Below are 25942 nucleotides of genomic sequence, written 5' to 3'. Positions count from 1 at the left end.
GCGCTCACAGGCCGTACTCCTTCCAGCGGCGGTCGACCTTCGCCGCCGTGTCGGGGTCGGACTCGACCATCTCCGGCCAGCCCCCGTCCCGTGTGTAGCCCTCCTCGGGCAGCTTCCGCGTCGCGTCGATGCCCGCCTTGCCACCCCAGAACTGCTGGTAGGAGGCATGGTCGAGATGGTCGACCGGCCCTTCGGTGAGGAGCAGGTCGCGGGCGTAGTCGGTGTTGCCGAGCGCCCGCCAGGCGACTTCGTGCAGATCGTGGACGTCGCAGTCGGCGTCCACGACCACGATGAGCTTGGTCAGCGACATCATGTGCGCACCCCAGACGGCACTCATCACCTTCTGGGCGTGCTTCGGGTACTTCTTGTCGATCGAGATGATCGCGCAGTTGTGGAAGCCGCCCGCCTCGGGCAGGTGGTAGTCCACGATGTCCGGAATGATGATCTTGAGCAGCGGGAGGAAGAACCTCTCGGTGGCCCGCCCCAGCGGCCCGTCCTCCGTCGGCGGCCGGCCCACCACGATCGACTGCAGCAGCGGACGCTTCCGCATCGTCACGCAGTCGATCGTCAGCGCGGGGAAGGGCTCCTGCGGTGTGTAGAAGCCGGTGTGGTCGCCGAAGGGCCCCTCGGGCAGCATCTCGCCCGGCTCCAGCCACCCCTCGATGACGACCTCGGCCTGCGCCGGCACCTGGAGCGGGACGGTCTTGCAGTCGACCATCTCGATCCGCTTGCCCTGGACGAAGCCGGCGAAGAGGTACTCGTCGATGTCCCCCGGCAACGGCGCCGTGGACGCGTACGTCACCGCGGGCGGTGCCCCGAACGCGATGGCGACGGGCAGCCGTTCACCGCGCTTGGCGGCGACCTGGTAGTGGTTGCGGCTGTCCTTGTGGATCTGCCAGTGCATGCCGATGGTGCGCTTGTCGTGGCGCTGCAGCCGGTAGAGCCCGAGGTTGCGGATGCCGGTCTCGGGGTGCTTGGTGTGCGTGAGACCCAGGTTGAAGAACGAGCCGCCGTCCTCGGGCCAGGTGAAGAGCGCCGGCAGCTGTTCCAGGTCCACGTCGTCACCGGTCAGGACGACCTCCTGGACGGGTGCGCTCGCGGACTTCACCTTCTTCGGCGGCACATGGACCATCGAGCCGAGCTTCCCGAACGCCTCGCGGACCCCGACGAAGCCGTTCGGCAGCTCCGGCTTGAGCAGGCCGCCGATCTTGTCGCTGATGTCGGAGTAGGACTTCAGCCCGAGCGCCTTGAGCAGCCGCCGGTCGGTCCCGAAGACATTCATGGCCAGGGGCATGGACGCCCCCTTGACGTTCTCGAAGAGCAACGCGGGCCCGCCCGCCTTGTTCACCCGGTCGACGATCTCGCCGACCTCCAGATACGGGTCGACCTCGGCCTTGATGCGCTTGAGATCGCCCTCGCGCTCCAGAGCCCGGAGCAGGGAGCGAAGATCGTCGTAAGCCATGGGGACAAGTATCGGCCACCCGCTACCCTGGGCCCGTCACCGGGGCGGGACAGTGCGCCCCTCACCTTTTCTCGGGGGACCCTTCCACGATGCTCAGGGCCTTGATCTATCTTCTGCCGCTCGCACTCACGATCTACGCGTTCATAGACTGCCTGAACACGCCGGAGGACGAGGCCAAGCACCTGCCGAAGCTGGCCTGGGTCTTCATCATCCTGCTGTTCTGGATCGTGGGTCCGATCGTCTGGTTCGCCGCGGGCAAGCTGCGGGTGCCGCCCGCCGGAGGCCGTACGCCCTCCGAGTGGCACCGCAACCACCGCACCACATGGGTGGCCCCGGACGACAACCCGGACTTCCTGAAGTCGATCAAGGACGAGAACGCCCGGGACGAGTCGCTCCTGAAGGACTGGGAGGCGGATCTGCGCCGCCGCGAGGACGAGATGAAGCGCCGCGAGGACGGGGCGGGGTCCGGCGACGCCTCCTCATGAGGACAGCAGCTGCCCCAGCCGGTTGAGGAGGGGCAGCAGCGCCGTGCGCTCCTGGGGGGTGAGCGCCTCCAGGGCGCCGTGCACGACGCGCATCTCGGCGCGGATGCGGTGGGCCAGCTCGGTGCCGTCCGGTGTGCGGGCGGCGACCTTGGAGCGGCGGTCGTCGGGGGCCGGGGTGCGGGTGACGAGGCCGCGGGTCTCCATGCGGCCGATGAGGCCGGTGGCGTTGGACGCGTCGCAGACCAGGTGATGGGCCAGGGCGCTCATCGGCATGGGTTCGTTCAGGGCGATCAGCGCGCGCGCCTGCGAGGTGCTGAGGCCGTGGCGGGCGGCGACGGCGGTGAGGTCGTCGTGGTGGCCGCGGACGACGACCGCGAGGGGTTCCAGCAGTTCGTCCGGAGTAGGGACGGCGCGGGGTGCCGGTTCCGTCGTCATGGTCGGTCATCCTTCGATCTGTACGCGTGGCCCCGAGGCCCGGAACCGTGCCCGCCACGCAACACATTCATTTGACATGCTCAACTTTTGGCAGTTACATGAACTGCATTGCTTGAGCATATCAAGCTTCGCTCATGTCTTGCGTCTCGCGTCTCGTAGGGAGCACCCCCCATGCCCTCCGTACTGTTCGTCCTCACCGGTGCCGACCACTGGACCCTCAACGACGGCACCACCCATCCCACCGGCTTCTGGGCCGAGGAGCTCGCCGCCCCGCACCGCGTCTTCACCCAGGCCCATTTTGACATCACCATCGCCACCCCGGGCGGCGTGGCCCCCACCGTCGACACGGCCAGCCTGGCCGCCGAGGCCAACGGGGGCCAGGAGCAGGCCGATGCCGTCGCCTCGTACCTCGCGGCGATCGACGAGACGCTCCGCATCCCCGCCCGCCTCGAGGACATCGTGCCCACCTCGTACGACGTGGTCTTCTACCCCGGCGGCCACGGCCCCATGGAGGACCTGGCCGTCAGCGAGGTCTCCGGCCGCCTCCTCACAGCCGCCCTGGACTCCGGCACGCACCTGGGCGTCCTGTGCCACGCCCCCGCCGCGCTGCTGCCCGCCCGCCGCGAGGACGGCAGCTGGCCCTTCGCCGGCTACCGCCTGACCGGATTCAGCAACACGGAGGAGACCCAGGCCGGCCTGGCCGCCAAGGCCCCCTGGCTGCTGGAGAACCGGCTCGTGGAACTCGGCGCGGACTACTCCGCCGGAGACCCCTGGGGGCCCCACACCGTGCACGACCGCAATCTGCACACCGGACAGAACCCGGCCTCCTCGGAACAGCTGGCCCGCGAGATCATGGCGGCCCTGTGAGCGGCGCCGAGATGCCTGCCGAGGTCGTCGCCCGCCTCCGCGCCACCTTCCGTACCGGACGCACCAAGAGCCTCGACCATCGCACCTCCCAGCTGAGGCGGCTGCGCGCCCTGCTCACCGAGTCGGGTGACGAGCTGGCCGAGGCGCTCCGTGCCGACCTCGGCAAGAGCCGCAAGGAGGCCTACCGGACCGAGATCGACTTCACGGTCCGCGAGATCGACCACACCCTGGAGCGGCTGGAGGGCTGGCTGCGGCCCGAACCCGCCCCCGTACCGGCGGCACTCGCCGGAGCCACCGCCCACACCGTGCAGGACCCGCTGGGCGTGGTCCTCGTCATCGCGCCCTGGAACTACCCGGTGCAGCTGCTGCTCGCTCCGCTGGCCGGCGCGCTGGCCGCGGGCAACACCGTCGTCGCCAAGCCCAGCGAGCTGGCGCCCGCGACCTCCGCCGCCGTGGCCCGGCTGCTGCCGCAGTATCTGGACGCCGACACGGTCGCCGTGGTCGAGGGTGCCGTCCCGGAGACCACCGCGCTGCTGGCCGAGCGCTTCGACCACATCTTCTACACCGGCAACGGCGCGGTCGGCAGGATCGTCATGACCGCCGCCGCCCGCAACCTCACCCCGGTCACTCTCGAACTGGGCGGCAAGTCGCCCGTCTTCGTCGACCGCGACACGGATCTGACGACGGTGGCCGCACGGCTGGCCGCGGGCAAGTTCCTCAACGCCGGCCAGACCTGCGTCGCCCCCGACTACGTCCTGACCGACCCGGAGACCGCGCCCGCCCTGGCGGACGCGCTCGCGGCGGCGGTCGAGGGGCTGTACGGACAGGACGCCTCGACCCACCCCGAGTACGGGCGGATCGTGAACGAGCGCCACTTCGACCGGCTGGTGGGGCTGCTGGACTCCGGCCGTACGGTCACGGGCGGCACCCACGACCGTGCCGACAAGTACATCGCGCCGACCGTGCTGGCCGATGTGGCTCCGGACGCACCCGTCATGGGCGAGGAGATCTTCGGCCCCGTACTGCCGATCGTGACGGTCGACGGGCTCGACGAGGCCATCGGCTTCATCAACGACCGCGACAAGCCGCTGGCGCTGTACGCCTTCACGCACTCCCCCGCCGTACGGGAGCGGCTGCTGGCCGAGACCTCCTCGGGCGGGGTGGGCATGGGCCTGCCGCTGGCCCACCTGACCGTGTCCGACCTGCCGTTCGGCGGGGTCGGCGAGAGCGGGATGGGCAACTACCACGGCCGGTACTCCCTGGAGACGTTCAGCCACCGCAAGGCCGTCCTCGACACCCCGCTGGCCCGGTGAGCCCTCCGTACGCCGACTGGCTGGCGGTCGCACTCGCCGAGGCCCGGGAGGGCCTCGCGGAGGGCGGCGTCCCGGTGGGCGCCGCGCTGTACGGGGCGGACGGCACCCTGCTGGGCCGGGGCCGCAACCGCCGTGTCCAGGACGGCGACCCGTCCCTGCACGCGGAGACGGCGGCGTTCCGGGCGGCCGGGCGGCAGCGCTCGTACCGGGGCGCGACGATGGTGACCACGCTCTCGCCGTGCTGGTACTGCAGCGGTCTGGTCCGGCAGTTCGGGATCTCCCGGGTGGTGATCGGCGAGGCCGAGACCTTCCACGGCGGCCACGACTGGCTGGCCGGGCACGGGGTGGAGATCGTGCTGCTCGACGACCCGGAGTGCGTCGCGCTGATGCGTGCGTTCGTCCGGGACCGTCCGGAGCTGTGGCACGAGGACATCGGCGAGGAATGAGGAAGCACGAAGGGCGCGGTCCGCAGGTGCGGACCGCGCCCTTCGTGCTGTGCTCAGACTCCGGCGTAGGAGTGCTTGCCGGTGACGAAGATGTTGACGCCGTAGTAGTTGAAGAGCCAGCAGCCGAAGGCGATCAGCGCCAGGTAGGCGGCCTTGCGGCCCTTCCAGCCGGCCGTCGCGCGGGCGTGCAGGTAGCAGGCGTACGCGACCCAGGTGATGAAGGACCAGACCTCCTTGGGGTCCCAGCCCCAGTAGCGGCCCCAGGCGTCGCCCGCCCAGATCGCTCCCGCGATGATCGTGAACGTCCACAGCGGGAAGACGGCCGCGTTGATGCGGTACGAGAAGGTGTCCAGGGACTTCGCCGAGGGAAGCCGCTCCAGCACGGAGGCCGCGAACTTTCCGGGGGTGCCGCCGCCCGCGAGCTTGTTCTCGTAGCTGTCGCGGAACAGGTAGAGCAGCGTGCCGACGGCGCCGAGGTAGAAGACGGCACCGCAGATGATGGCCGTGGAGACGTGGATCCACAGCCAGTAGGAGTGCAGCGCGGGCACGAGCTGGTCGCTGTCGGTGTACAGCGTCGTGGTGGCGATGCCGAGGTCCAGCAGGACCGTGGTGACCAGCAGCAGACCGATCCAGCGGACGTTCTTCCGCAGCGCCAGGAGGGTGAGGTAGGCGCCGACCGCCACGGTGGAGAAGGTGATCGAGAACTCGTACATGTTGCCCCAGGGGGCGCGCTGCACCGACGCGGCCCGGGCGACGACTCCGCCGGCCTGGACGGCGAAGGCCACCACGGTCAGGGAGACCGCGATCCGCCCCCACAGGTCGCCCTTGAACGTGCCGCCCGCGGCTCCGGGGCCGTCCGGGACGTCCCGGGTGCCCGCGGCGGAGCGGGTGACGATCCTGGGGCGGTCCAGCACGGCCGTACCGCCGGCGTTCTGCGCGGCCTGCGCCTTCACCGTGGGGCCCGCGGTGTCGGACCCGGTCAGCGCGGCGGCCGTACGGCCGACCTTGCTGCGGCTGCCGAACACCCACTCCGCGATGTGCGCGAAGAAGGCCAGGGTGTAGACGGCCATCGACGAATAGATCAGCGTGTTGCTGATGTTCGCCAGATTCTCGTTGGTTGCGGCGGCGAGACTCACTTCTCAGCCCCTTCAGCAGGTTCTTCGGAAGGTTGTTCGGGCTCGGGATCGGGATCGGGCGCCGTGGGCGCCTCGGTGTTGAGCGCGACCGCGAGACCGGCCAGCTCCTCGGGAAGCCTCGCGGACTCGCTGCGGCCCAGGCCGGCCATCTCGACGACGGTGACGCCGTCCGTTCCCCGTACGGCCTTCACCCACACCCGGCGCCGCTGGATGAAGAGCGACCCGGCGAGTCCGGCGATGGCGGCGATGGCGCCGGTGAGCGCCCAGCCGCTGGCGGGCTGGCGCGAGATCTGGAAGCTGGCCCATTCCTCGACGCTCTCGAAGGTGACCGTGCCCGCTCCGCCGGGCAGCTTCATGGACTCGCCGGGGCGCAGCCGCTGCTTGAGCTTGTCCCCGTTGCTGTCCTTGAACTCCTTCATCTGGGACGTGTCGAGCTGGTACACGTTCTGCGGCAGTCCCGAGTCGACGCCCAGGCTGCCGTAGTAGCCGTTGAGCGCGAGGACCGGATAGTCGGCGCCGGGGAACTGGGAGAACATCGTGCCCTGGCCGTCACCCGCGAACGTCGGGACGAAGAACGCCTGGAAGCCCAGCTGGGTCTTCTTGCCGTCGGCGCCGCGATAGCCGTCCATCACCTTGATCGCACCGGTCGAGGTGACGTTGTTGTCGATGGGCAGCAGCGGCACGGCGGTCCTGTAGACCTCCTTGCCCTTGCCGTCCTTGACGGAGATCACCGGGGCGTAGCCGTGCGCGTTCAGGTAGACCTTGGTGCCGTCCACGACGAGCGGCTTGTTGACCTCGATGACCTTCTTCTTCGGCGCGCCGTCCGTGCCTTCGGAGTAGGTCACCCGGGCCTCGTAGGTCCGGGGTGTGCCGCGCTGGGGGCCGCTGCGCTCGTACGTACCGACGAAGTCGTCCAGCGTGAAGCTGAACGGGGTGAGCTCGTCCGTGTCGAAGAGCGAGCCCGACTTGAAGTTGTCGTACTGGGTGAGCGTGTTGGAGAAGCCGTCGTTCTCGACGACGAGCTTGCCGCCCTCGGACTTGAAGAGCTGTCCTCCGGCGAAGGAGACCAGCATGACGATCAGCGCGATGTGGAACATCAGGTTCCCCGCCTCGCGCAGATACCCCTTCTCCGCGGCGACGGCGTCACCCACCGTGTGCGAGCGGAAGCGGCGCCTGCGCAGGATGGCGAGGGCGGCCTCGCGGACCTGCTCGGGTTCGGCGTCGGTGCGCCACGTGGTGTACGCGGGCAGCCGGGTCAGCTTCTTCGGGGCGCCGGGCGGGCGGCCGCGCAGCTGGCCGACGAACTGGCCGGTGCGCGGGACGATGCAGCCGACGAGGGAGACGAACAGCAGGATGTAGATCGCGGAGAACCACACCGAGCTGTAGACGTCGAAGAACTGCAGCGCCTCGTAGACCGGGGTGACCGTGGTGTGGGCTTCCTTGAAGGTCTGCACCTTCAGTTCGTCCACGCTGTTCTGCGGGATCAGCGAGCCGGGGATGGCTCCGAGCGACAGCAGGAACAGGAGGATCAGGGCGACCCGCATCGAGGTGAGCTGCCGCCAGAACCAGCGGGCCCAGCCGATGACGCCCATCGCGGGTACGGAGGAGGCGGACTCCTCGCGCGGGGCGGTGGAGAGCTGTGCTCCGGCCTCGCCGAGGTCGCGCTCTTCCTTGGTGTTCGTGTTGCTCATGGACTCAGATCCCCACAGTGAAGCCGTTGGACCAGACCTGCATCTCCTGCATGAGCACGTCCCAGGCGCCCGTCAGGAGGAGCACGCCGGTCGCGATCATCATGCCGCCGCCGATGCGCATGACCCATACGTAGTGGCGCTTGACCCAGCCGAACGCGCCGAGTGCCTTGCGGAAGGCGACCGCTGCCAGCACGAAGGGGATACCGAGTCCGAGACAGTACGCCACGGTGAGTACCGCCCCGCGCCCCGCGGTCCCCTGGTCGATCGCCAGCATGCTGACCGAGGTGAGCGTCGGGCCGAGGCACGGGGTCCAGCCGATCCCGAAGAGGGCGCCGAGCACGGGTGCGCCCGCCAGCCCGGTCACCGGCCTCCTGTGGATGCGGAACTCCCGCTGCGTCATCCACGGCATCAGCCCCATGAAGAAGATCCCCATGAGGATCATCAGCACGCCGAGGACCTTGGAGAGCACCTCGCTGTGTTCCTGGAGCCGGTCGCCGAAGTAGCCGAAGAGCGCGCCGCCGGAGACGAAGACCGCGGTGAATCCGAGGACGAAGAGCGAGGCGCCTGCGACGATCCGGCCGCGCCGGGCTTCCGCCAGATCGGTGCCGCTGACCCCGGTGACGTAACTGAGGTAGCCGGGCACGAGCGGCAGGACGCACGGCGAGAAGAAGGAGACGAGTCCGCCGAGAAGGGCGATGGGCAGGGCGACCAGAAGGGCCCCGCTGAAGACCGTCTCGTTCATTCCGGTGGTCGCGGCGAGCTGGAGCACCGGATCACTTCTCCGCGATCAACGGGTCGATCATCTCGCGCAGCTTCTCGGCGTCGACGGCGGCGAGCGTGCGGGCGGCGATCTTCCCGTCGCGGTCCACGACCACGGTCGACGGGATCGCCTTCGGGTTCAGGGTGCCCTTGGGGAAGCGGAGGAGGAGCTTGCCGGTCGGGTCGAAGAGGCTCGGGTAGGTGACGCCGTAGTCCTGCTCGAAATTGATCGCGGCGGCCTTCTGCGGGTCCCGGGTGTTGATCCCGACGAACTGGACGCCCTCGTCCTGGGTCTCCTGGGCGACCTTCGCGAAGTGCTTGGCCTCGGCGCGGCAGGGGGCGCACCACGATCCCCAGACGTTCAGGACGACGACCTTGCCCTTGTAGTCGGCGATGTCGAGAGCCTTGCCGTCCAGGGTCGTGCCGTCGAGCTTCGGTACGTTTGTGCGTTCGCCCTTGGCCACCGTGGAAATGCCGCCGCTGCCGGTGACGAAGTTCGTGTTGCCGCCACCGCCGGCCTTGGTGCCGTCACCGCTGCATGCGGACAGCGTCAGTGCACCGGCCACTGCTGTGGCGGCGAGCAGGGTGAAGCGGCGTCGGGATGCGCGGCCAGAGCTCATGTGAAAAGTTTCGCATGGCAGTTCCAGGGATCTTCCGCACCCCCCTCGATGCCCGTAAAGCCCCTTGTCAGGCCTGTTTAAAGAAGGCGTTCCAGCCGCCGTCCGGCGACTGGCCGACCTCGAGGGTACGAAGCTTCGCGAGCACCGCCGGGTCCTGCACGTCGAGCCAGTCGACGAACTGCCGGAAGGAGACGAGGCGCACATCCGGCTTGTCCGCGATCTTTTTGATCACTTCCTCGACGGCGTCCATATAGATTCCGCCGTTCCACTCCTCGAAGTGGTTGCCGATGTAGAAAGGCGCGCGGTTCGTCTCGTAGGCGCGATCGAAACCGGCGAGGTAGGCGCCGGTGGCCTGGGTGCGCCAGCCCGGATAGCGCGCGGGCATGCCGTTGGTCGAATTCATCGACTGGTTGGCGAGGATGTTGTAGTCCATGGAGAGAACTTCGAAGCTGTGGCCGGGGAACGGCACGCCCTGCAGCGGAAGATCCCAGATCCCCTGGCGTTTCTCCGGCCACATCTGCCGGCCGCCGGGCGAGCTCGCGTCGTAGCGCCAGCCCAGCTGTTTCGCGGTCGGCAGGAGATTGTCCTGGCCGAGCAGACAGGGGGTACGGGCGCCGACGAGTTCCTTCCGGTAGTCGAACGGCAGTGGATCGACGTCTGTCCAGCCCGTGTTCGTCCGCCATTCGGTGACGAAGGAGATCGCCTGGTCGATTTCGCTCTGCCATTGCTCGGCCGACCAGTTGCCGACGGATCCCGAACCGCCGCAGAAATGCCCGTTGAAGTGCGTGCCGATCTCGTGCCCGTCGAGCCAGGCCTGGCGGACGTACTTCAGGGTCTGCTTGACGTGGTCGTCGGTGAGGTAACCGATGTCGGAGGCGCCCCTGGGGTTGTTGGGCGGGCGGTACAGGGACTTCTTCGACTCGGGCAGGACATACAGCCCGGAGAGGAAGAAGGTCATCCCGGCATTGTGTTCCTCGGCGATTTCGAGAAAGCGGGGGAAGAGACCGTTGCCGACCTCACCCGCCCCGTCCCAGGAAAAGATCACGAACTGCGGCGGTTTCTGGCCGGGTTCGAGCGGGACAGGGGCGGCGGGCTGATTCGGCTGCTTTCCGGTATCGGCGGTGGAACCGTCACCGATGAGCCTGATGTTCTTCTTGGGGGAGCCTCCGCCGTTCCCGTGCGTTCCCTTGTCGCCTTTGGGGATCTTCTCGGGACCGGAACGCCCGCTGTCCGACGACCCCAGGGTGCCGCAGCCGTTCATGGAGAGAGCGGCTGCGGCGCCGAGCCCCGCCCCGAGCAGGCCCCTTCGGTTGATCTCACGCATAGCGTCCCCATCTGCGGTCGTTTTACCTCAAGCCCATACAAACTGGCGAAGGCTTAGATGAGGAAAGCAACACGACGGTTCCGCTGATAATCACAAAAGTTGTTACGTGATCAGACCCTTACAGGTGCTGCACATAACGCGGCCGCGAAGGAGTGACGCCCGGGGCGTACGGGGCCCTATGCCCCGAACGCCTTGGACTTCCCCTTCACCGGCTTCGCCCCCGCGAGCAGATGCGGGGGCACCAGGTCCCGGGCCGGCTCGGTGTACCCGACGGACACGATCTTGTCGCCCTGGTACGTGAAGGTCGTGAGCGAGGCCAGCGTGCACTGCCGCTTGCGCGGGTCGTGCCACAGCCTGCGCCGCTCCACGAAGCTCCGCACGATCCAGATCGGCAGCTGATGGCTGACGCACACCGCCTCGTGCCCGCGGGCGGCGTCGCGCGCCGCGTCCAGGGCGCTCATCATCCGTACGACCTGCTCGACGTACGGCTCGCCCCAGGACGGCTTGAACGGATTGGTGAGGTGCTTCCAGTTGTCCGGCTTGCGCAGCGCGCCGTCGCCGACCCCGAACGTCTTGCCCTCGAAGACGTTGGCCGCCTCGATGAGCCGCTCGTCGACGGCCAGGTCCACGCCGTGCGACTTGGCGATCGGGGTGGCCGTCTCCTGGGCGCGCTCCAGCGGCGAGGCGACGACATGGGTGATGTCGCGCTTGTCCAGGTGCTCGGCGACCCGGTCGGCCATCCGGCGGCCGAGGTCGGAGAGGCCGTAGCCGGGACGCCGCCCGTAGAGCACGCCCTCCGGGTTGTGCACCTCGCCGTGGCGCATCAGGTGGACGACGGTGATGTCCTTGCTGCGCGCGCTGGTCTCACTCATGCGGTGGCCTCCGATGCGGCACGTGCGGCGGCGGGCAGGGCTGCGGCGATCCGCTCGACCGCCCGCGCGTCGTGGGCGGTCGAGACGAACCAGGACTCGAACGCGGAGGGCGGCAGATAGACGCCCTGCTCCAGCATCGAGTGGAAGAAGGCGGTGAAGCGGAAAGCTTCCTGCTTCTTCGCGTCCTCGTAGTTGCGCACCGGCTCGTCGGTGAAGAAGACGGAGAACATGTTGCTCGCCGCGGACACGGTGTGCGCGACACCCTCCTTGGTGAGCGCCTCGCCCACCAGCGCCCGGAGCTCCGCGGAGACCGCGTCGACCTTCACGTACGCCGCGTCGTCGAGCAGCCGCAGCTGGGCGAGGCCGGCAGCGGTGGCGATCGGGTTCCCGGACAGGGTGCCCGCCTGGTAGACGGGGCCGACGGGGGCCAGGTGCGCCATCACATCGGCACGGCCGCCGAAGGCCGCGGCCGGGAAGCCGCCGCCCATGACCTTGCCGAAGGTCATCAGGTCGGGGCGGACCCCGTCGATGCCGTACCAGCCGGCCCTGGACGTACGGAAACCGGTCATCACCTCGTCGGAGATGTACAGCGCACCGTCGGCCGCGCAGATCTCCTTCAGCCCGGCGTTGAAGCCGTCCAGCGGCGGTACGACGCCCATGTTGCCCGGCGACGCCTCGGTGATCACACACGCGATCTCGCCCGGCTGCGCGGCGAACACGGCGCGTACCGCCTCCAGGTCGTTGTAGGGCAGCACGATCGTGTCGCCCGCCTGGGCGCCCGTGACACCGGGCGTGTCAGGGAGGCCGAAGGTGGCGACACCGGAACCGGCTGCGGCCAGCAGCGCGTCGACGTGCCCGTGGTAGCACCCGGCGAACTTCACGATCTTCGCGCGCCCCGTGAACCCGCGGGCGAGCCGGATGGCGGACATGGTCGCCTCGGTGCCCGAGGACACCAGCCGCACCTGCTCCACGGGCTCGATCCGGGCCACGATCTCCTCGGCGAGCGCGACCTCGCCCTCACCGGGCGTACCGAACGAGGTACCCCGGGCGACCGCGTCCTGGACGGCCGCGATGACCTCGGGGTGGGAGTGGCCGAGGATCATCGGCCCCCACGAACACACGAGGTCGACGTACTCACGGCCATCGGCGTCGGTGAGGTACGGACCCGTACCGGACACCATGAACCGGGGCGTACCGCCCACGGCCCGGAAGGCACGCACGGGAGAGTTCACGCCGCCGGGCGTCACGAGGGACGCACGGTCGAAAAGCGTCTGCGAAACTGGGGCTTCGTATGAATACGCCACTTTGGTCCTGATCTGCGATTCGAGGTTCGGGGGGTCTGGCCGGAATTCTCGGCCCACCGGTGAGCAGGGAGCGCGCTCTCCCCGTATGAGGCTCGTACAACGAAAGGGCTTCAGTCTCCTCGCGTCTGCGAAACTGGGGCGTCATAGGGAAAGCTCACACATGCCATGGTGTCAGAGGCACCGACGGTCTTGCGGACAGGTGTTTCACCGCACGCTCGTGGGGGAGGTCACTGACACGATGATCGGGTTGCGCGGCGGGGGCTGTGTCTCCTAAGAAGTAGTCGGGTGGATGAGATATGCATCGCGGTGGCGGAGTGGGCGAAGGGACCGACGACCTGGGGCCCGAGCCTGCCCGACGAGGGCGGCACCGGCGCGAGGGCGAACGCGTACGGGACACCCAGGCGGGTAACGCCCGGGATCCCGGGAGCAGGAGCAGTGGACTGGTGGGGGTGACCTACAAGTATTTCGGTGCCCCCGACGGCGCCACTGCCGCACGTGTGCCCATTTCGATGCGCCCGGAGGAGCTGGGCGGCGACGAACTGGGCATGGGCGGCATGTTCAGCAAGATCAAGCCCGAGACGGTGGCGGCCATGGTCCTCACCGGCATACAGGGCATACCCCTGAACAAGGTCCCCCCGCTGGAACTGGTCGTGCTCCACCCCGACTACGCGGTGGTCAAGCTTCCGATGACGGTCGTCGACCCGCTGCGGGACGTCGGCGAGGAGTCGGTCGGCGCGGCGGCCTTCATCTGGTCCACGGTCCCGGACCGCGGTGGCCCGCGCGACGCGTTCAACGTGTACCAGCTGCTCCACGAGTGGCAGGACTTCTCCCACCGGCTGCATGACGCCGGGCACCAGGCGTACTGCCTGGTCTGGCCCTGACCTGGCCTTTTACCAGCCGATGGACGGCCCTCCGGTGAAGAAGCCCAAGGAGGCCGGCCTGCTCCCGGCCGAGCGCCGCACCACCGCGGCCCGAGACGTCAGTGGCTGCCGGTCAGCTCGCCGCTGAGCGATTCGTGGATGCGGGCACTCGCTTCGTTGAGCCCGGTGATCTCCACGCTCTTCCCGCGCTGTTCGTACTTGGTGGTGATGGCGTCCAGGGTCGCCACCGAGGAGGCGTCCCAGATGTGCGCGGCGGTCAGGTCGATGACGACCTCGTCGGGGTCGTCCGCGTAGTCGAACCGCCCGACCAGGTCGTTGGACGACGCGAAGAAGAGCGCGCCGGTGACGGAGTAGACGACCCGGCTCCCGTCCGGGTCGGTGACCGCGGTGACGTCGGCGAGGTGGGCGACCCGTTTGGCGAAGATGACCATCGCGGTGACCGAACCGACGACGACGCCGATCGCGAGGTTCTCGGTGGCGACCACGCAGACCACCGTGATGACCATGACCGTGATCTCACCGGCGGGCATCCGCTTGAGGGTCCTGGGCGCGATGGAGTGCCAGTCGAACGTCGCGAAGCACACCATGACCATGACCGCGACGAGGGCCGCCATCGGGATGTCGGAGACGACCGGCCCGAAAACGATGCACAGGATCATCAGGAACGTACCGGCGAGGAACGTGGACAGGCGGGTGCGGGCACCCGAGACCCGTACGTTGATCATGGTCTGGCCGATCATGGCGCACCCGCCCATGCCGCCGAAGAACCCGGTCACGATGTTGGCGATGCCCTGGCCGATGGACTCGCGGGTCTTGCTGGAACGGGTGTCGGTGATCTCGTCCACCAGTTTCGCCGTCATCAGCGACTCCATCAGGCCGACGAACGCCATGGCCAGCGCGTACGGGGCGATCGTCGTCAGTGTGTCCAGGGTGAACGGCACATCCGGCAGGCCGGGCACGGGCAGCGACGAGGGCAGCTCACCGTTGTCACCGACCGTCGGGACCGCGATGCCGGCCGCGACGGTGATCACGGTCAGGATGATGATGGAGACCAGCGGGGCCGGGACCGCCCTGGTGATCCTCGGGAAGAGCACCATCATCGCGAGCCCGGCGATGACCAGCGGATACACCGGCCAGGGGACATCGGTGATCTCGGAGACCTGTCCCATGAAGACCAGGATGGCCAGCGCGTTGACGAAGCCGACCATCACACTCCGGGGCACGAACCGCAGCAGCCTGGCGACCCCGAGCGCCCCGAGGACGACCTGGAAGACGCCGCCCAGGATGACGCCCGCGACCAGGTAGCCGAAGCCGTGCTCGCGGTTGAGGGGGGCGATGACCAGCGCCACCGCCCCCGTCGCGGCGGAGATCATCGCGGGCCTGCCGCCGACGAACGAGATGACGACAGCCATGGTGAACGAGGCGAACAGACCGACCGCGGGGTCGACGCCGGCGATGATCGAGAACGAGATCGCCTCGGGAATCAGCGCCAGGCCCACGACGAGGCCGGCCAGGGCCTCCGTCCGGAAGACCTTCGGGGACAGCCAGGACGGGCGGTGACCGCGCAGCAGGCCGGCCGCGGAACGTACGGAAGAGGGCAAGGGGAGCGACACCTGTCGTACTCGGGCACGCCCGGCAGCACCGTGGGACATGCGTGGACCGCGGAGCCCGGACGGCATTCCGCGGATCGTCCGCTGCGGCGGACGGAAGTCTCGGGGGCAGCAGCACCGAGGGCTGCTGTCGGGGCGGAGTTTCGCGGCGAGAGGCTTCGCCGGCCGCGGCCCGCAACTCCCCGGGCACCGGATTCCGCCGGGGGCATCGTCGGCCCCGTCCCGCGCCTGGGAGCTCAGCAACTCTACCGTTCCCGGCCGGCGTGCCAGAGTGGATCATGGGCACGCCGGTGCGTTCCGGAGGCATCCCGAGCCCGCTGGAGCCGCTGGGTTCCCGCTTTCACCCCGTACGGCGGGACGCTTCCCGGGCGTGATCCGCTCCCCGCCCGTGACGAGGACCTCACGGCAGGCGAGCCGCGCCGCTCGTGGGACGGGCGGGGGCCTGCCCCGCCCAGGTCACGCCCCCATCCAGCCATTCATTGTCCGAAGAAGGATCTCCAGCCACCCCGCCGGCTGTGCCGATGCAAGAGGCATCGACGTCGGAGGAGGCCCGGCATGGGCAACATTCTGCTGGCCCTGTCCATCCCGTTCCTGGCCTTCGCCTGCGGCATCCACGCAGCGTGCGACTGCTGGTGGCGGCGCAGGCATCCGGCTCCGCCGTCCCCGTACACCCGTCACGCGGCCCGTCTCGCCGAACAGGACCTGCTGACGCGGGCCGAGGGCATCGTCGACCGCGCGTACGCCTCTCTCGGCCGTTTCTACGACAGCCCGCCGGGCATGCGGCAGCCGGCGGCGGAGGTGTCTGCCGATGAGGCCTGCGAGGTCACGGCCGGGGCGGGCGCCAGCCCGGATCGCGGCCCGTCACAGCCAGGACCTGCTCGAAGGCTCCTGCCTCGGGCGGTACGGGGAACGGCTCGCCGAACACCTTCATCTCCCGGGCCTGCGGCGCCATCGCTGCCAGCCCCGGGCCCAACTCCCGCACCACGGCCGGGTCGGGCGCAAAGTCCTGGCCCGTCGCCCGCGCCAGGTCCCAGGCGTGCACGGTCAGGTCCCCCAGCACCATGAGCCCCACCGTTCTGGCCGGGAGCCCCATGCCTCCGGCCACACCGTCCTCAGCACCCGGCTCGTCCCAGGCCTTCACCAGCCGCGCCGTCCCGTCCCCGAACCTGTCGCGCCAGTCGCCCGTGACGACATCCGGCGTCCGGCTGAAGTCGACGGGCTCCCGGGCCGCCAGGGCGCGGAAGTTGGCGACCACGAGGAACAGATGGTTCAGCAGGGCCCGCACGTCGTACTCTCTGCACGGTGTGGGGGCCGCCAGGTCCTCGTCACCGATCCCCCGCACGACGGGCCAGGCCTGTGCGGCGGAAACGTCCAGAAGTTCACTGATCTTCTTCATGCTCCCGACGATGCCCCCGGCCGGCCACGCCGTCTTGAAGAAACGCGACAGGTGCGCCGGGGGCTCGCCATAGGATCCCGACCATGGCCGGACCCGCACGCGACACACGGGGCATCGTCGACGCCCCCGACCTGTTCACCCGCGTGCAGTTCCGTCTGCGCGAACCCGCCCCCGCGCTGCGCCCGTGGCTGGAGCACTACTGGCTGATCGACTGGGACCTCACGGAGCCCTACACCTCGCATGTGGTCCCCCACCCGTCGGTCCATCTCGTCCTCCAGCGGCACGAGTCCGGCAGCAGGACGGAACGGGCCGGTTTCGCCGAAGTCGTCGGCATCGTTCAGGGACTGTTCAGCCAGCGGCTGGAGGGCCGGGGGCGCGTCTGCGGCGTGAAGTTCCGGCCCGGCGGATTCCGGCCGTTCGCACCGGAGCGGCCCGTGTCGGCGTGGACCGGGCAGCGGCTCCCGGCCCAGGAGGTGCTCGCCGCACCGGAGGTCGGCGCCGTTCTCGATCCCGCCGAGGAGGACGCCCGGGTCGCGGCACTCGATGCCTGCCTGCTGCTGCTCGTGCCTCCGCCGGACCCGCAGGCCGAGCGTGCGATGGCGCTCGTCGAACTCGTACGCACGGACCGCTCGCTGCTCCGCGTCGATGAGCTGGCCCGTGCCGAGGGCCTGTCGGCACGCTCGCTGCAGCGGCTCTTCTCCACGTACGTGGGCGTCGGGCCCAAGTGGGTCATCCTGCGGTACCGCATCCACGAAGCACTGCAGCGCGCCGGGACGGACCCGGAAACCGACTGGGCCGCGCTCGCCGCCGATCTCGGCTACAGCGACCAGGCGCACCTGGTCAGGGACTTCACGGCGACGGTCGGCGTGCCGCCGACGGCTTTCGCGCCCCACTGACACTCGGCCCGCTGTCGGAGCCGCGCACTACAGTCGCCCCATGGAACGCACGCCACCGGTCCCTGCGCCCCTGCGGATCGAGCCCTGGTCGGACGATGACCTCGAACTGCTCCGCCTGGCCAACGCCCCCGAACTGATGGACCATCTCGGCGGTCCCGAGACCCAGGAGCAGCTCGAAGCCCGCCACGAGCGGTACGCGGCACTGAGCGCCGACCGGACAGGCAAGGGCCGCATGTTCCGGATCGCCCTGGCCGGAACGGGCGAGGGTGTGGGGACGATCGGTTTCTGGGAGACGACCTGGCAGGGCGAGCAGGTGTACGAGACGGGATGGGCGGTCCTCCCCGGCTTCCAGGGGCTCGGCATCGCCACGACCGCCACGAACGCCGTTGCCGAACAGGCACGGGCCGAGCACAAGCACCGCTTCCTGCACGCCTTCCCGTCCGTCGCCAACGCGGCGTCGAACGCGGTGTGCCGCAAGGCGGGCTTCGTGCTCCTCGGCATGTGCGACCTGGAGTACCCGCCGGGCCGCCCGATGGTGGCCAACGACTGGCGGCTGGACCTGCACCCGGACCGCTGACCGCGGCCACTCCGACTCGGGCCCGCCGCCGGCCCGCGTCGCGGCCTCCTGAACCGCGCTGTCCGCCGACCCGCGTCCGCGCGCCCCGGAAACCTCTCGCTGCCGCGCCCCGCGCAATGGCATCCTGGCCAGGTGAACGGACCCGAGATCGCCCTCGAAGTAGCCCCGGAACTGCGGCTCTTCGTCGCCCACGAGCGCCGGCAGGGGCGCACCGGCGTCATCACCGACGGCTCCTCGACCCTGGGACACGTCGTGGAATCCCTCGGCATCCCGCTCACCGAGGCCGGACAGCTCCTCGTCGACGGCCGCTCCGTGCCCGTCTCACACATCCCCGGTCCGGGCGAGCTGGTCGAGGTGCGGGCCGTGCAGCGCCCGCAGCAGGTCCCCGGTGCGCCGCTCCGCTTCCTTCTGGACGTCCATCTGGGCACGCTCGCACGCCGGTTGCGGCTCCTGGGCGTGGACGCGGCGTACGAGAGCAAGGACATCGGCGACCCCGCGCTGGCGGCCCTCTCGGCGAAGGAGCAGCGGGTCCTGCTCTCCCGCGACCGGGGGCTGCTCAGACGGCGGGAGATCTGGGCGGGGGCGTACATCTACAGCGACCGCCCGGAGGAGCAGCTCCGCGACGTCCTGGGCCGTTTCGCGCCGGTACTCGCACCGTGGACCCGCTGCACCGCCTGCAACGGGCAGCTCGCACAGGCCGACAAGGACTCCGTGAGCGCCCGTCTGGAGCACGGCACGCAGGAGACCTACGACGTGTTCGCGCAGTGCGCGGACTGCGGGCGGGTGTACTGGCGGGGCGCCCACCACGCCCGCCTGGAGGCCGTCGTGGCGGACGCCGTGCGCGAGTTCGGCGAGCTCCGCAACGAGGCGCCGACCGCGTAGCCGCCGCGTCCGGACACCAGGGCTGTCCGTTCCTGCGCACACCGCCTCCTACGGCCGGCTCCCGGGCCGGCCGCCTGCCCGCTTCTACGGCTGCGTGCTCCTACAGCTGCGGCTCCTACGGCTGCTCGGCCGTCAGATAGCGCTGGACCGTCGGTGCGAGCCAGCCGATGATCTCCTGCCGGGACATCGCCACGGCGGGCCCGATGCGCAGGACGTACCGGGCGAGCGCCATGCCCAGGATCTGCGAGGCGACGAGCGCCGCACGGCGCGGCGCATCGGCCGGGTCGGGGCAGACGCCGGCTGCCACCGGCCCGAGCTGTTCGGCGAAGACGGCCCGCATCCGCTCGGCTCCCGCTTCATTGGTGACACCCACCCTGAGCAGGCCCGTGAGCACGTCGTCCTGCTCCCAGCGGTCCAGGAAATGCTCGACGAGGACCGCGCCGATGTGCTGTCCCGGCAGGGCGCCCAGACCGGGAATCCGCAGATCGATCTCGGACGCCGCGGCGAACAGCCCCTCCTTGGAACCGTAGTACCGCATCACCATCGACGGGTCGATGCGCGCGTCACGGGCTATGGCGCGGATGGTGGCGCGCTCGTACCCGTCGGCGGCGAAACGCTCGCGTGCGGCTTCGAGGATCGCGGCCTTGGTGGCGTCCGAGCGGCGCGGGGACGAGGGGGCTTGCGCTGTCATGCCAACAATCGTAGGCCAACACATGTTGACATGCCATATCCGCAGGTTCTATGTTTGCCAACAAGCGTTGACCCACAACCGTTGGCACGTGGCATCGGGAGGCCGTCATGACCGGCACATCCAGCACCGAATCCAGCACCTCCGGCACCCTCGACGTACTCGTCGTGGGCGCTGGACCCACGGGCATGCTCCTGGCGGGCGACCTCGCCGCCCAGGGGCTGTCGGTCACCCTCGTCGAGCGCCGCCCGCAGGAGACGGGCAACATGACCCGCGCCTTCGCCGTCCACGCACGCACCCTCGAACTGCTCGGCACCCGCGGCCTCGCCGACGAGCTGATCGCGACCGGCACCCTCCTCACCCGGTTGCGGCTCTTCGGCAGGCTCTCGCTCGACCTGTCGCGGCTGCGGACCCGTTTCCCGTACCTCCTCATCACCCCGCAGTACGAGGTGGAACGCCTGCTGGAGCGCCGCGCACGCACAGCGGGCGTGACCTTCCGGTACGGGACGGAGCTTCTGGGCCTGAGCCAGTCCGCCGACCGGGACACGGTCACCGCCGAGATACAGGACACCGACGGGACCCGCTCCACCCTCGAAGCGACCTACCTCGTCGGCACCGACGGAGTCCGCAGCGCCGTCCGGCACACCCTCGGGCTGCCCTTCCCGGGCGAATCCGTGATCAGGTCCATCGTCCTGGCCGACGTCCGCCTCGCGGAGGAACCCCCGAGCCTCCTCACCGTCAACGGCGTGGGGGACGCCTTCGCCTTCATCGCCCCGTTCGGCGACGGCTGGTACCGGGTCATGGGCTGGAACCGCACCCGGCAGGCCTCCGACAGCGAGCCCGTGGAGCTCGACGAACTGCGCGAGACCGCCCGCCTCGCGTTCGGCACCGACTACGGGATGCACGACCCCCGCTGGATCTCGCGCTTCCACAGCGACGAACGCCAGGTGCCCGCCTACCGCACCGGCCGGGTCTTCCTGGCCGGCGACGCCGCCCACGTCCACTCCCCGGCGGGCGGCCAGGGCATGAACACCGGGCTCCAGGACGCCGCGAACCTCTCCTGGAAGCTCGCCGCCGTCCTCCACGGGCACTCGGCCGACCCCGAAGCACTGCTCGACAGCTACCACGCCGAACGGCACCCGGTCGGCGCGAAGGTCCTCCGCGCCAGCGGCGCGATCATCCGCCTCGCCATGGCCAGGACCCCGCTGCAACGGGCCGTACGCACCGCCGTCACCCGCCTGCTGTCCGTCGTACGGCCGGCCTCGGACAAGGCGATCGGGATGATCACCGGCATCGGAATCTCCTACCCCGCGCCCCGGGGCAGCCACCGCCTCACGGGCACCCGCGCCCCGGACCTGCAGCTCCGCGAAGGCCGGCTCCACGACCTCCTGGGCGACGGCGCCTTCACCCTGGTCACACCCCCGGACGCCCCCACCCCGAAGACCCCGGCCCCACTCGTCCACGCGCACTGGACGGGAGACCGCACCACCACGCTGCTCGTCCGCCCCGACGGATACATCGCCTGGGCCGGCGAGCACCCCGACCCCGAAACACTGCGTCATGCCATAGCCCGGTGACCGCTGGGGAACGGAACACGGCACCCGGCACCTCACCGCGGCCCGCTGCGGCCAGGTCCCGTCCCGCACTGCGCCGGCCTGCCGACTGCCATGAAACGCTGCTCCCATGCTGGTCGCCCGTTCCGTCGCACTCTTCGCCGTTGCCGCGCTCTTCGAGATCGGTGGCGCCTGGCTCGTATGGCAGGGCGTGCGCGAGCACCGCGGCTGGATCTGGATCGGCGCGGGCGTCATCGCCCTCGGCGCCTACGGTTTCGTGGCGACGCTCCAGCCGGACGGGGAGTTCGGCCGCATCCTCGCCGCGTACGGAGGGGTGTTCGTCGCCGGTTCGATCGCCTGGGGCATGGTCGCCGACGGCTACCGCCCCGACCGCTGGGACGTGATCGGCGCGCTGGTCTGCCTGGCCGGCATGGCGTTGATCATGTACGCACCCCGCAACCACTGAATCCGCGCTCAGGCCGACTGCCTATCCTTGGCCGTACCGATCAACTGTCCGAGGAGTTCGCCATGGCCGCCACCCCCATCGCCGTCATCACCGGCGCGAGCAGCGGCATCGGCGCCGCGACCGCCCGGCAGCTGGCCGCCGCCGGATACCGCGTCGTGCTCACCGCCCGCCGCAAGGACCGCATAGAGGCGCTCGCCGCCGAGCTGACCGAGGCGGGCCACCAGGCAACGGCCTACGCCCTGGACGTCACCGACCGCGCCGCGGTCGACGAGTTCGCCACCGCGTTCCGCTCCCTCGCCGTCCTCGTCAACAACGCGGGCGGTGCCCTCGGCGCCGACCCCGTCGCGACCGGCGACCCCGACGACTGGCGCCAGATGTACGAGACGAATGTCATCGGCACCCTGAACGTCACCCAGTCCCTGCTCCCCGCCCTGACCGCGAGCGGCGACGGCACGGTCGTGATCCTCTCCTCCACGGCCGCGCTCTCCTCGTACGAGGGCGGCGCCGGCTACGTCGCGGCCAAGCACGGCGAGCACGTCCTGGCCGAGACCCTTCGCCTGGAGATCGTCGGCACCCCGGTCCGCGTCATCGAGGTCGCGCCCGGCATGGTCAAGACCGAGGAGTTCGCCACCACCCGCTTCCGCGGCGACACGGAGAAGGCGGCCAAGGTCTACGCAGGCGTCGACGCCCCGCTCACCGCCGACGACGTGGCCGACACGATCACCTGGGCCATCACCCGCCCCAGCCACGTCAACATCGATCTGCTGGTGGTACGCCCCCGCGCCCAGGCCTCCAACTCCAAGGTCCACCGCACACTCTGAGGCCGGCGAGCGGCAGCAGGCCGGTGCCGGGGCGAGCAGCGCGCCCGCACGACCGAGCCCCCCGGACCGCACAGCGGCGGTCCGGGGGGCTCGGTCGGGCTCGGTTCTGCGTTCGGGGATCCGGGCTCAGCCCTTCACGCACACGACCTGCTTCAGCTTCGCGACGACCTCGACGAGGTCGCGCTGCTGCTCGATGACCTGCTCGATCGGCTTGTAAGCAGCCGGGATCTCGTCCACGACGCCGGAGTCCTTCCGGCACTCCACGCCCCGCGTCTGGTCCTCCAGGTCCTTCGTCGAGAAGCGGCGCTTCGCGGCGTTCCTGCTCATCCGCCGCCCGGCGCCGTGCGAGGCGGAGTTGAACGACTTCGCGTTCCCCAGCCCCTTCACGATGTACGAACCGGTGCCCATGGAACCCGGGATGATCCCGAAGTCACCCGAGCCGGCACGGATCGCGCCCTTCCGCGTGACCAGCAGGTCCATGCCCTCGTACCGCTCCTCCGCCACATAGTTGTGGTGACAGGAAATGACCGGCTCGAAGGTGACCTTCGCCTTCCTGAATTCCTTCCGGACCACGTCCTGGAAGAGCCCCATCATGATCGCGCGGTTGAACTTCGCGTACTCCTGCGCCCAGAACAGGTCGTTGCGGTACGCCGCCATCTGCGGGGTGTCCGCGATGAAAACTGCCAGGTCACGGTCGATGATGCCCTGGTTGTGCGGAAGCTTCTGCGCCTGCCCGATGTGGAAGTCGGCGAGCTCCTTGCCGATGTTCCGAGATCCGGAGTGCAGCATCAGCCATACCGATCCCTCCTCATCGAGGCAGAACTCGATGAAGTGGTTTCCGCTTCCGAGCGTTCCCATCTGCTTTGTGGCGCGCTCCTGCCGGAATTTGACCGCATCGGCGATCCCGTTGAACCGCGACCAGAAGTCGTCCCAGCCCGCCGTCGGGAATCCGTGCAGCCTTCCCGGGTCCACGATGCTGTCGTGCATTCCGCGGCCCACCGGGATCGCCTGCTCGATCTTCGACCGGAGCCGCGACAGGTCCCCCGGCAGGTCGTTGGCCGTGAGCGAGGTCTTCACCGCGGACATTCCGCAGCCGATGTCCACACCCACCGCGGCCGGGCAGACCGCTCCGTGCATCGCGATCACCGAGCCGACGGTCGCGCCCTTGCCGAAGTGGACGTCCGGCATGACGGCCAGACCCTTGATCCACGGCAGCGTGGCCACGTTCCGCAGCTGCTGCATCGCGACGTCCTCGACCGAAGCCGGGTCGGCCCACATACGGATGGGAACCTTCGCACCCGGCACCTCTACATACGACATAACCCCTCAACTCCCCCGAAAAAGATTCAAAGCGCAAAACCGGTGCCGAGGTCGGCAAACAGGTCGGCCGACCGGCATTCACAGCGGCGCGTGCGATACACATTGTGTCCATCGGCCGCCATCGAGCGGCAACCTGTTTTCGTACCGAAGGGAGCCTGGGACCGTGCGACACATGGCGTACGTACCCGGCGTCGCGCTTCTCGCAGCGCTCGTCGCCGGCTGCAGCGCCGGCTCCGGCGCCGACGACCCCGCCGCCGACAGCAAGCCCGGCAGCCCGACGGTCTCGGCCGCGCCCCCGGGCAAGTACCGGACTCTGCCCGAATCCTGCAGCGCGGTGCCGCGTTCCACCCTCAAGGACCTGCTGCCGGGCGCCGCCGATCTGCCGGAGGAGCAGCAGGACAAGGTGTACGAGGGCACGGCCTCCGTCACCTTCGACACCGACCGCAAGGTCGGCTGCCGCTGGAAGTCGGACGCCCCGGACGCGTCCCGGAATCTGTCCATCGACTTCGAGCGCGTCGTGTCGTACGACCCCGCGGTGAGCGACGACACCCGGGCCCAGGACGTGTACACGAAGAAGGAGAGCGCCGCCGGGCTGTCGGGCGGGCCGAGCAGCACCGTGTCCGGGACGCCCACGGGTTCGCCCGGCGGAACGCCCAGCGGCTCCCCCTCCGGTTCCCCCGGCGGGTCGGCCTCCGGCACGCCTCCGACCCCGTCCGCCCCCTCCACCGGCTCCGACGAGGACCTGCGGCCACGCCTGCTCGACGGCCTCGCCGACGCCGCATTTCTGGACGATGCGCTCACCAGGGCAGGTTCCACCGCACAGCACCGCACCGTGAGCGTGGTATTCCGCACATCGAACGTCATAGTGACCATCGAGTACACCGAGCAGTCCGCCCTCGTCACCGAGGTTCCCGACAGCAAGGAACTCCAGGAGAAGGCCCAGGCCCTGGCCCGGAAGCTGGCCGAGACCCTCAGCGAGTAGCCCGGGTCCGGCGGCCCCGCCGGGGCCGTACCGTGCTTCCCCGGGGCATGCGACCGAGGCGGCATCCGGCCGCCGTCCGTCGTACCGTGGCCCTTCGGTACGACGGCCGGCCAGGCCGCCGCACCTGCCCGCCCGACCATCCGCACGACCGAGACCGCCGTGCCGTCCGAGTGAAGGAACCATGCACCGATCCGCCCCGCGACTGTCCCGCATACTCGTCTGCGCCGCTGTTCCGGTGATGCTCGTCGTCGCCGGCTGCTCGTCGGACTCCGACGACACGAAGGGCTCGGGCTCCTCCACCTCCCCGGGTGCGAAGAAGTCGCAGCCGAGCGTCGAGCCCGCGAAGTTCGCCGCACTGCCCGACGCCTGTGCGTCGATCGGCAAGAAGACGATCGAGAACCTGGTTCCGAAGACGAAGAACAAGGGCGGCACACCGGGCCGGTCCAGCGACACCGCGACCCGCGGCAGCTGCTCCTGGAACGGTCTGGACGACAACGGCGTCAAGGGTTCCCAGTACCGCTGGCTCGACGTCGGCTTCACCCGCTTCGAGTCGGACGACGCTCTCGGCAGCGGTGCCAAGCGGGCGACGGACGACTACACGAAGCAGATCGCCAAGGCGCAGGCGACCGAGGGCGCCCAGAAGGTCTCGGCCGCGCCCGCCGCCGGTATCGGCGAGCAAGCGACCGCCGTCACCTATGACCTCACCAAGACGAGTGAGGACTTCAAGTACGCGACGATCGTGGCCCGTACGGGCAACGTCGTCGTCACCCTCACCTACAACGGCGCGGGCTACGCGGGCGCCAAGGCACCCTCCGCCGCCGACATCCTGAAGGACGCCCAGACGGCGGCCAAGGAAGCGGTCGCAGCGGTCGCCGCGGACAAGGGCGAGGCCGCCGCGACGGCGAAGCCCTCGGCCAAGCCGTCCGCCAAGGCCTCGACCAAGCCGGCTGCCAAGGCCTCGGCCAAGCCGTCCGCCAAGACCTCGGCCAAGACCTCCCGGTAGTCCTCCGGGTCGGCCGACACCACCTCGTGACCCAAGCCCGGCCCGGACACGAACACACCTGCGCAGAGGCGTCTTTGCGAAGCCCGGTCCTCACCGAGGACCGGGCTTCGCCCCCTCCCCGCGCAACATCACTCGCACGCATGTGCCAGGCTG

The 25942-nt window shown here is 69.8% G+C and carries 26 protein-coding genes; 13 read left to right on the top strand and 13 right to left on the bottom strand.

The annotated features are described in order from the left end of the window. Positions 1-4: 4 nt before the first annotated feature. Complete coding sequence (locus OG257_RS22065; RefSeq protein ID WP_329209974.1) at positions 5-1462, bottom strand: menaquinone biosynthesis decarboxylase; 1458 nt, start codon at positions 1460-1462, stop codon at positions 5-7. Positions 1463-1551: 89 nt separating this feature from the next. Between OG257_RS22065 and OG257_RS22060 the strand changes: the two genes are divergently transcribed. Continuing rightward, a complete protein-coding gene (locus OG257_RS22060) occupies positions 1552-1947 on the top strand; it encodes a PLD nuclease N-terminal domain-containing protein (protein ID WP_329209972.1) in 396 nt (131 codons plus the stop codon). Here OG257_RS22060 and OG257_RS22055 read toward each other — a convergent pair. Continuing rightward, positions 1942-2382, bottom strand: coding sequence for a MarR family winged helix-turn-helix transcriptional regulator (locus tag OG257_RS22055; protein ID WP_329209970.1), 441 nt, complete (start codon positions 2380-2382; stop codon positions 1942-1944). The two genes, OG257_RS22060 and OG257_RS22055, sit on opposite strands and share 6 nt — an antisense overlap. Positions 2383-2553: 171 nt before the next feature. Between OG257_RS22055 and OG257_RS22050 the strand changes: the two genes are divergently transcribed. Genes OG257_RS22050 through OG257_RS22040 form a run of 3 tightly spaced genes read left to right on the top strand, consistent with a single transcriptional unit; the run spans position 2554 to position 5008 of the window. Continuing rightward, complete coding sequence (locus OG257_RS22050) at positions 2554-3249, top strand: type 1 glutamine amidotransferase domain-containing protein (protein WP_329209968.1); 696 nt, start codon at positions 2554-2556, stop codon at positions 3247-3249. Between the two features lie 11 nt (positions 3250-3260). Then, positions 3261-4562, top strand: coding sequence for an aldehyde dehydrogenase family protein (locus OG257_RS22045; RefSeq protein WP_329215261.1), 1302 nt, complete (start codon positions 3261-3263; stop codon positions 4560-4562). Then, a complete protein-coding gene (locus OG257_RS22040) occupies positions 4559-5008 on the top strand; it encodes a nucleoside deaminase (RefSeq protein ID WP_329209966.1) in 450 nt (149 codons plus the stop codon). Before OG257_RS22045 ends, OG257_RS22040 begins: the two co-directional genes overlap by 4 nt. 53 nt (positions 5009-5061) lie before the next feature. On the opposite strand, the gene ccsB is transcribed toward OG257_RS22040, so the two are convergent. From ccsB to hemL, 7 genes are all read right to left on the bottom strand, one after another. Further along, positions 5062-6144 (bottom strand): c-type cytochrome biogenesis protein CcsB, encoded by a 1083-nt coding sequence (gene ccsB, locus OG257_RS22035; RefSeq protein WP_329209964.1) that lies wholly within the window; start codon positions 6142-6144, stop codon positions 5062-5064. After that, positions 6141-7835 (bottom strand): cytochrome c biogenesis protein ResB, encoded by a 1695-nt coding sequence (resB, locus tag OG257_RS22030; RefSeq protein ID WP_329209963.1) that lies wholly within the window; start codon positions 7833-7835, stop codon positions 6141-6143. The genes ccsB and resB overlap by 4 nt, the downstream gene beginning before the upstream one ends. Before the next feature lie 4 nt (positions 7836-7839). Beyond that, positions 7840-8577, bottom strand: coding sequence for a cytochrome c biogenesis CcdA family protein (locus OG257_RS22025; protein ID WP_329215258.1), 738 nt, complete (start codon positions 8575-8577; stop codon positions 7840-7842). A gap of 31 nt (positions 8578-8608) precedes the next feature. Next, positions 8609-9214, bottom strand: a complete 606-nt coding sequence (locus OG257_RS22020) for a TlpA family protein disulfide reductase (protein WP_329209961.1) — start codon at positions 9212-9214, stop codon at positions 8609-8611. Positions 9215-9281: 67 nt separating this feature from the next. Beyond that, on the bottom strand, positions 9282-10538 hold the full coding sequence (locus OG257_RS22015; protein ID WP_329209960.1) for a hypothetical protein: 1257 nt from the start codon (positions 10536-10538) through the stop codon (positions 9282-9284). 176 nt (positions 10539-10714) lie between these two features. After that, positions 10715-11410 (bottom strand): histidine phosphatase family protein, encoded by a 696-nt coding sequence (locus OG257_RS22010; protein WP_329209958.1) that lies wholly within the window; start codon positions 11408-11410, stop codon positions 10715-10717. Further along, positions 11407-12714, bottom strand: a complete 1308-nt coding sequence (gene hemL / locus OG257_RS22005; protein WP_329209956.1) for a glutamate-1-semialdehyde 2,1-aminomutase — start codon at positions 12712-12714, stop codon at positions 11407-11409. Before hemL ends, OG257_RS22010 begins: the two co-directional genes overlap by 4 nt. A 296-nt stretch (positions 12715-13010) precedes the next feature. Between hemL and OG257_RS22000 the strand changes: the two genes are divergently transcribed. Then, positions 13011-13595 (top strand): hypothetical protein, encoded by a 585-nt coding sequence (locus tag OG257_RS22000; RefSeq protein ID WP_329209955.1) that lies wholly within the window; start codon positions 13011-13013, stop codon positions 13593-13595. Between the two features lie 98 nt (positions 13596-13693). Here the strand turns inward: OG257_RS22000 and OG257_RS21995 are convergent, their stop codons facing one another. Both OG257_RS21995 and OG257_RS21990 read right to left on the bottom strand, forming a co-directional pair. Then, positions 13694-15196: a SulP family inorganic anion transporter gene (locus OG257_RS21995; RefSeq protein ID WP_329209954.1), complete on the bottom strand. Its 1503-nt coding sequence runs from the start codon at positions 15194-15196 to the stop codon at positions 13694-13696. Between the two features lie 832 nt (positions 15197-16028). Continuing rightward, positions 16029-16601: a TIGR03086 family metal-binding protein gene (locus OG257_RS21990; protein WP_329209952.1), complete on the bottom strand. Its 573-nt coding sequence runs from the start codon at positions 16599-16601 to the stop codon at positions 16029-16031. 83 nt (positions 16602-16684) lie between these two features. Here OG257_RS21990 and OG257_RS21985 point away from each other — a divergent pair, with 83 nt between their 5' ends. The 3 genes from OG257_RS21985 to OG257_RS21975 all read left to right on the top strand — a co-directional run bounded on the left by OG257_RS21985 (position 16685) and on the right by OG257_RS21975 (position 18956). Continuing rightward, the gene (locus tag OG257_RS21985) at positions 16685-17497 is read left to right on the top strand and encodes a helix-turn-helix domain-containing protein (protein WP_329209950.1); all 813 of its coding nucleotides are present in this window, start codon (positions 16685-16687) and stop codon (positions 17495-17497) included. 40 nt (positions 17498-17537) lie between these two features. Further along, positions 17538-18074: a GNAT family N-acetyltransferase gene (locus OG257_RS21980; RefSeq protein ID WP_329209949.1), complete on the top strand. Its 537-nt coding sequence runs from the start codon at positions 17538-17540 to the stop codon at positions 18072-18074. A gap of 132 nt (positions 18075-18206) precedes the next feature. After that, positions 18207-18956 carry a Mut7-C RNAse domain-containing protein gene (locus tag OG257_RS21975; protein ID WP_329209947.1) on the top strand — a complete coding sequence of 250 codons (750 nt, stop codon included), beginning with the start codon at positions 18207-18209 and terminating at the stop codon, positions 18954-18956. A 115-nt stretch (positions 18957-19071) separates the two neighbouring features. On the opposite strand, the gene OG257_RS21970 is transcribed toward OG257_RS21975, so the two are convergent. After that, positions 19072-19647: a TetR/AcrR family transcriptional regulator gene (locus tag OG257_RS21970; RefSeq protein ID WP_329209945.1), complete on the bottom strand. Its 576-nt coding sequence runs from the start codon at positions 19645-19647 to the stop codon at positions 19072-19074. Positions 19648-19754: 107 nt separating this feature from the next. Here OG257_RS21970 and OG257_RS21965 point away from each other — a divergent pair, with 107 nt between their 5' ends. The 3 genes from OG257_RS21965 to OG257_RS21955 all read left to right on the top strand — a co-directional run bounded on the left by OG257_RS21965 (position 19755) and on the right by OG257_RS21955 (position 22484). Then, positions 19755-21221, top strand: coding sequence for an FAD-dependent monooxygenase (locus OG257_RS21965; protein WP_329209943.1), 1467 nt, complete (start codon positions 19755-19757; stop codon positions 21219-21221). A 106-nt stretch (positions 21222-21327) separates the two neighbouring features. Next, positions 21328-21663 carry a YnfA family protein gene (locus tag OG257_RS21960; protein WP_329209941.1) on the top strand — a complete coding sequence of 112 codons (336 nt, stop codon included), beginning with the start codon at positions 21328-21330 and terminating at the stop codon, positions 21661-21663. Positions 21664-21725: 62 nt separating this feature from the next. Then, positions 21726-22484 (top strand): SDR family oxidoreductase, encoded by a 759-nt coding sequence (locus OG257_RS21955; protein ID WP_329209939.1) that lies wholly within the window; start codon positions 21726-21728, stop codon positions 22482-22484. 126 nt (positions 22485-22610) lie between these two features. On the opposite strand, the gene OG257_RS21950 is transcribed toward OG257_RS21955, so the two are convergent. Then, complete coding sequence (locus OG257_RS21950; protein ID WP_329209937.1) at positions 22611-23804, bottom strand: RtcB family protein; 1194 nt, start codon at positions 23802-23804, stop codon at positions 22611-22613. A 172-nt stretch (positions 23805-23976) separates the two neighbouring features. Here OG257_RS21950 and OG257_RS21945 point away from each other — a divergent pair, with 172 nt between their 5' ends. Together OG257_RS21945 and OG257_RS21940 are read left to right on the top strand one after the other, a co-directional pair. Continuing rightward, complete coding sequence (locus OG257_RS21945) at positions 23977-24786, top strand: DUF3558 domain-containing protein (protein WP_329209936.1); 810 nt, start codon at positions 23977-23979, stop codon at positions 24784-24786. A 181-nt stretch (positions 24787-24967) separates the two neighbouring features. Continuing rightward, on the top strand, positions 24968-25789 hold the full coding sequence (locus OG257_RS21940) for a DUF3558 domain-containing protein (protein WP_329209935.1): 822 nt from the start codon (positions 24968-24970) through the stop codon (positions 25787-25789). The last annotated feature ends 153 nt before the right edge of the window (positions 25790-25942 follow it).

The sequence above is a fragment of the Streptomyces sp. NBC_00683 genome, assembly GCF_036226745.1.
Classification (GTDB): Bacteria; Actinomycetota; Actinomycetes; order Streptomycetales; family Streptomycetaceae; genus Streptomyces.
The sequence above is the reverse complement of the archived record's forward strand: the minus strand, read 5'-3'. Positions and strand labels throughout refer to the sequence as shown.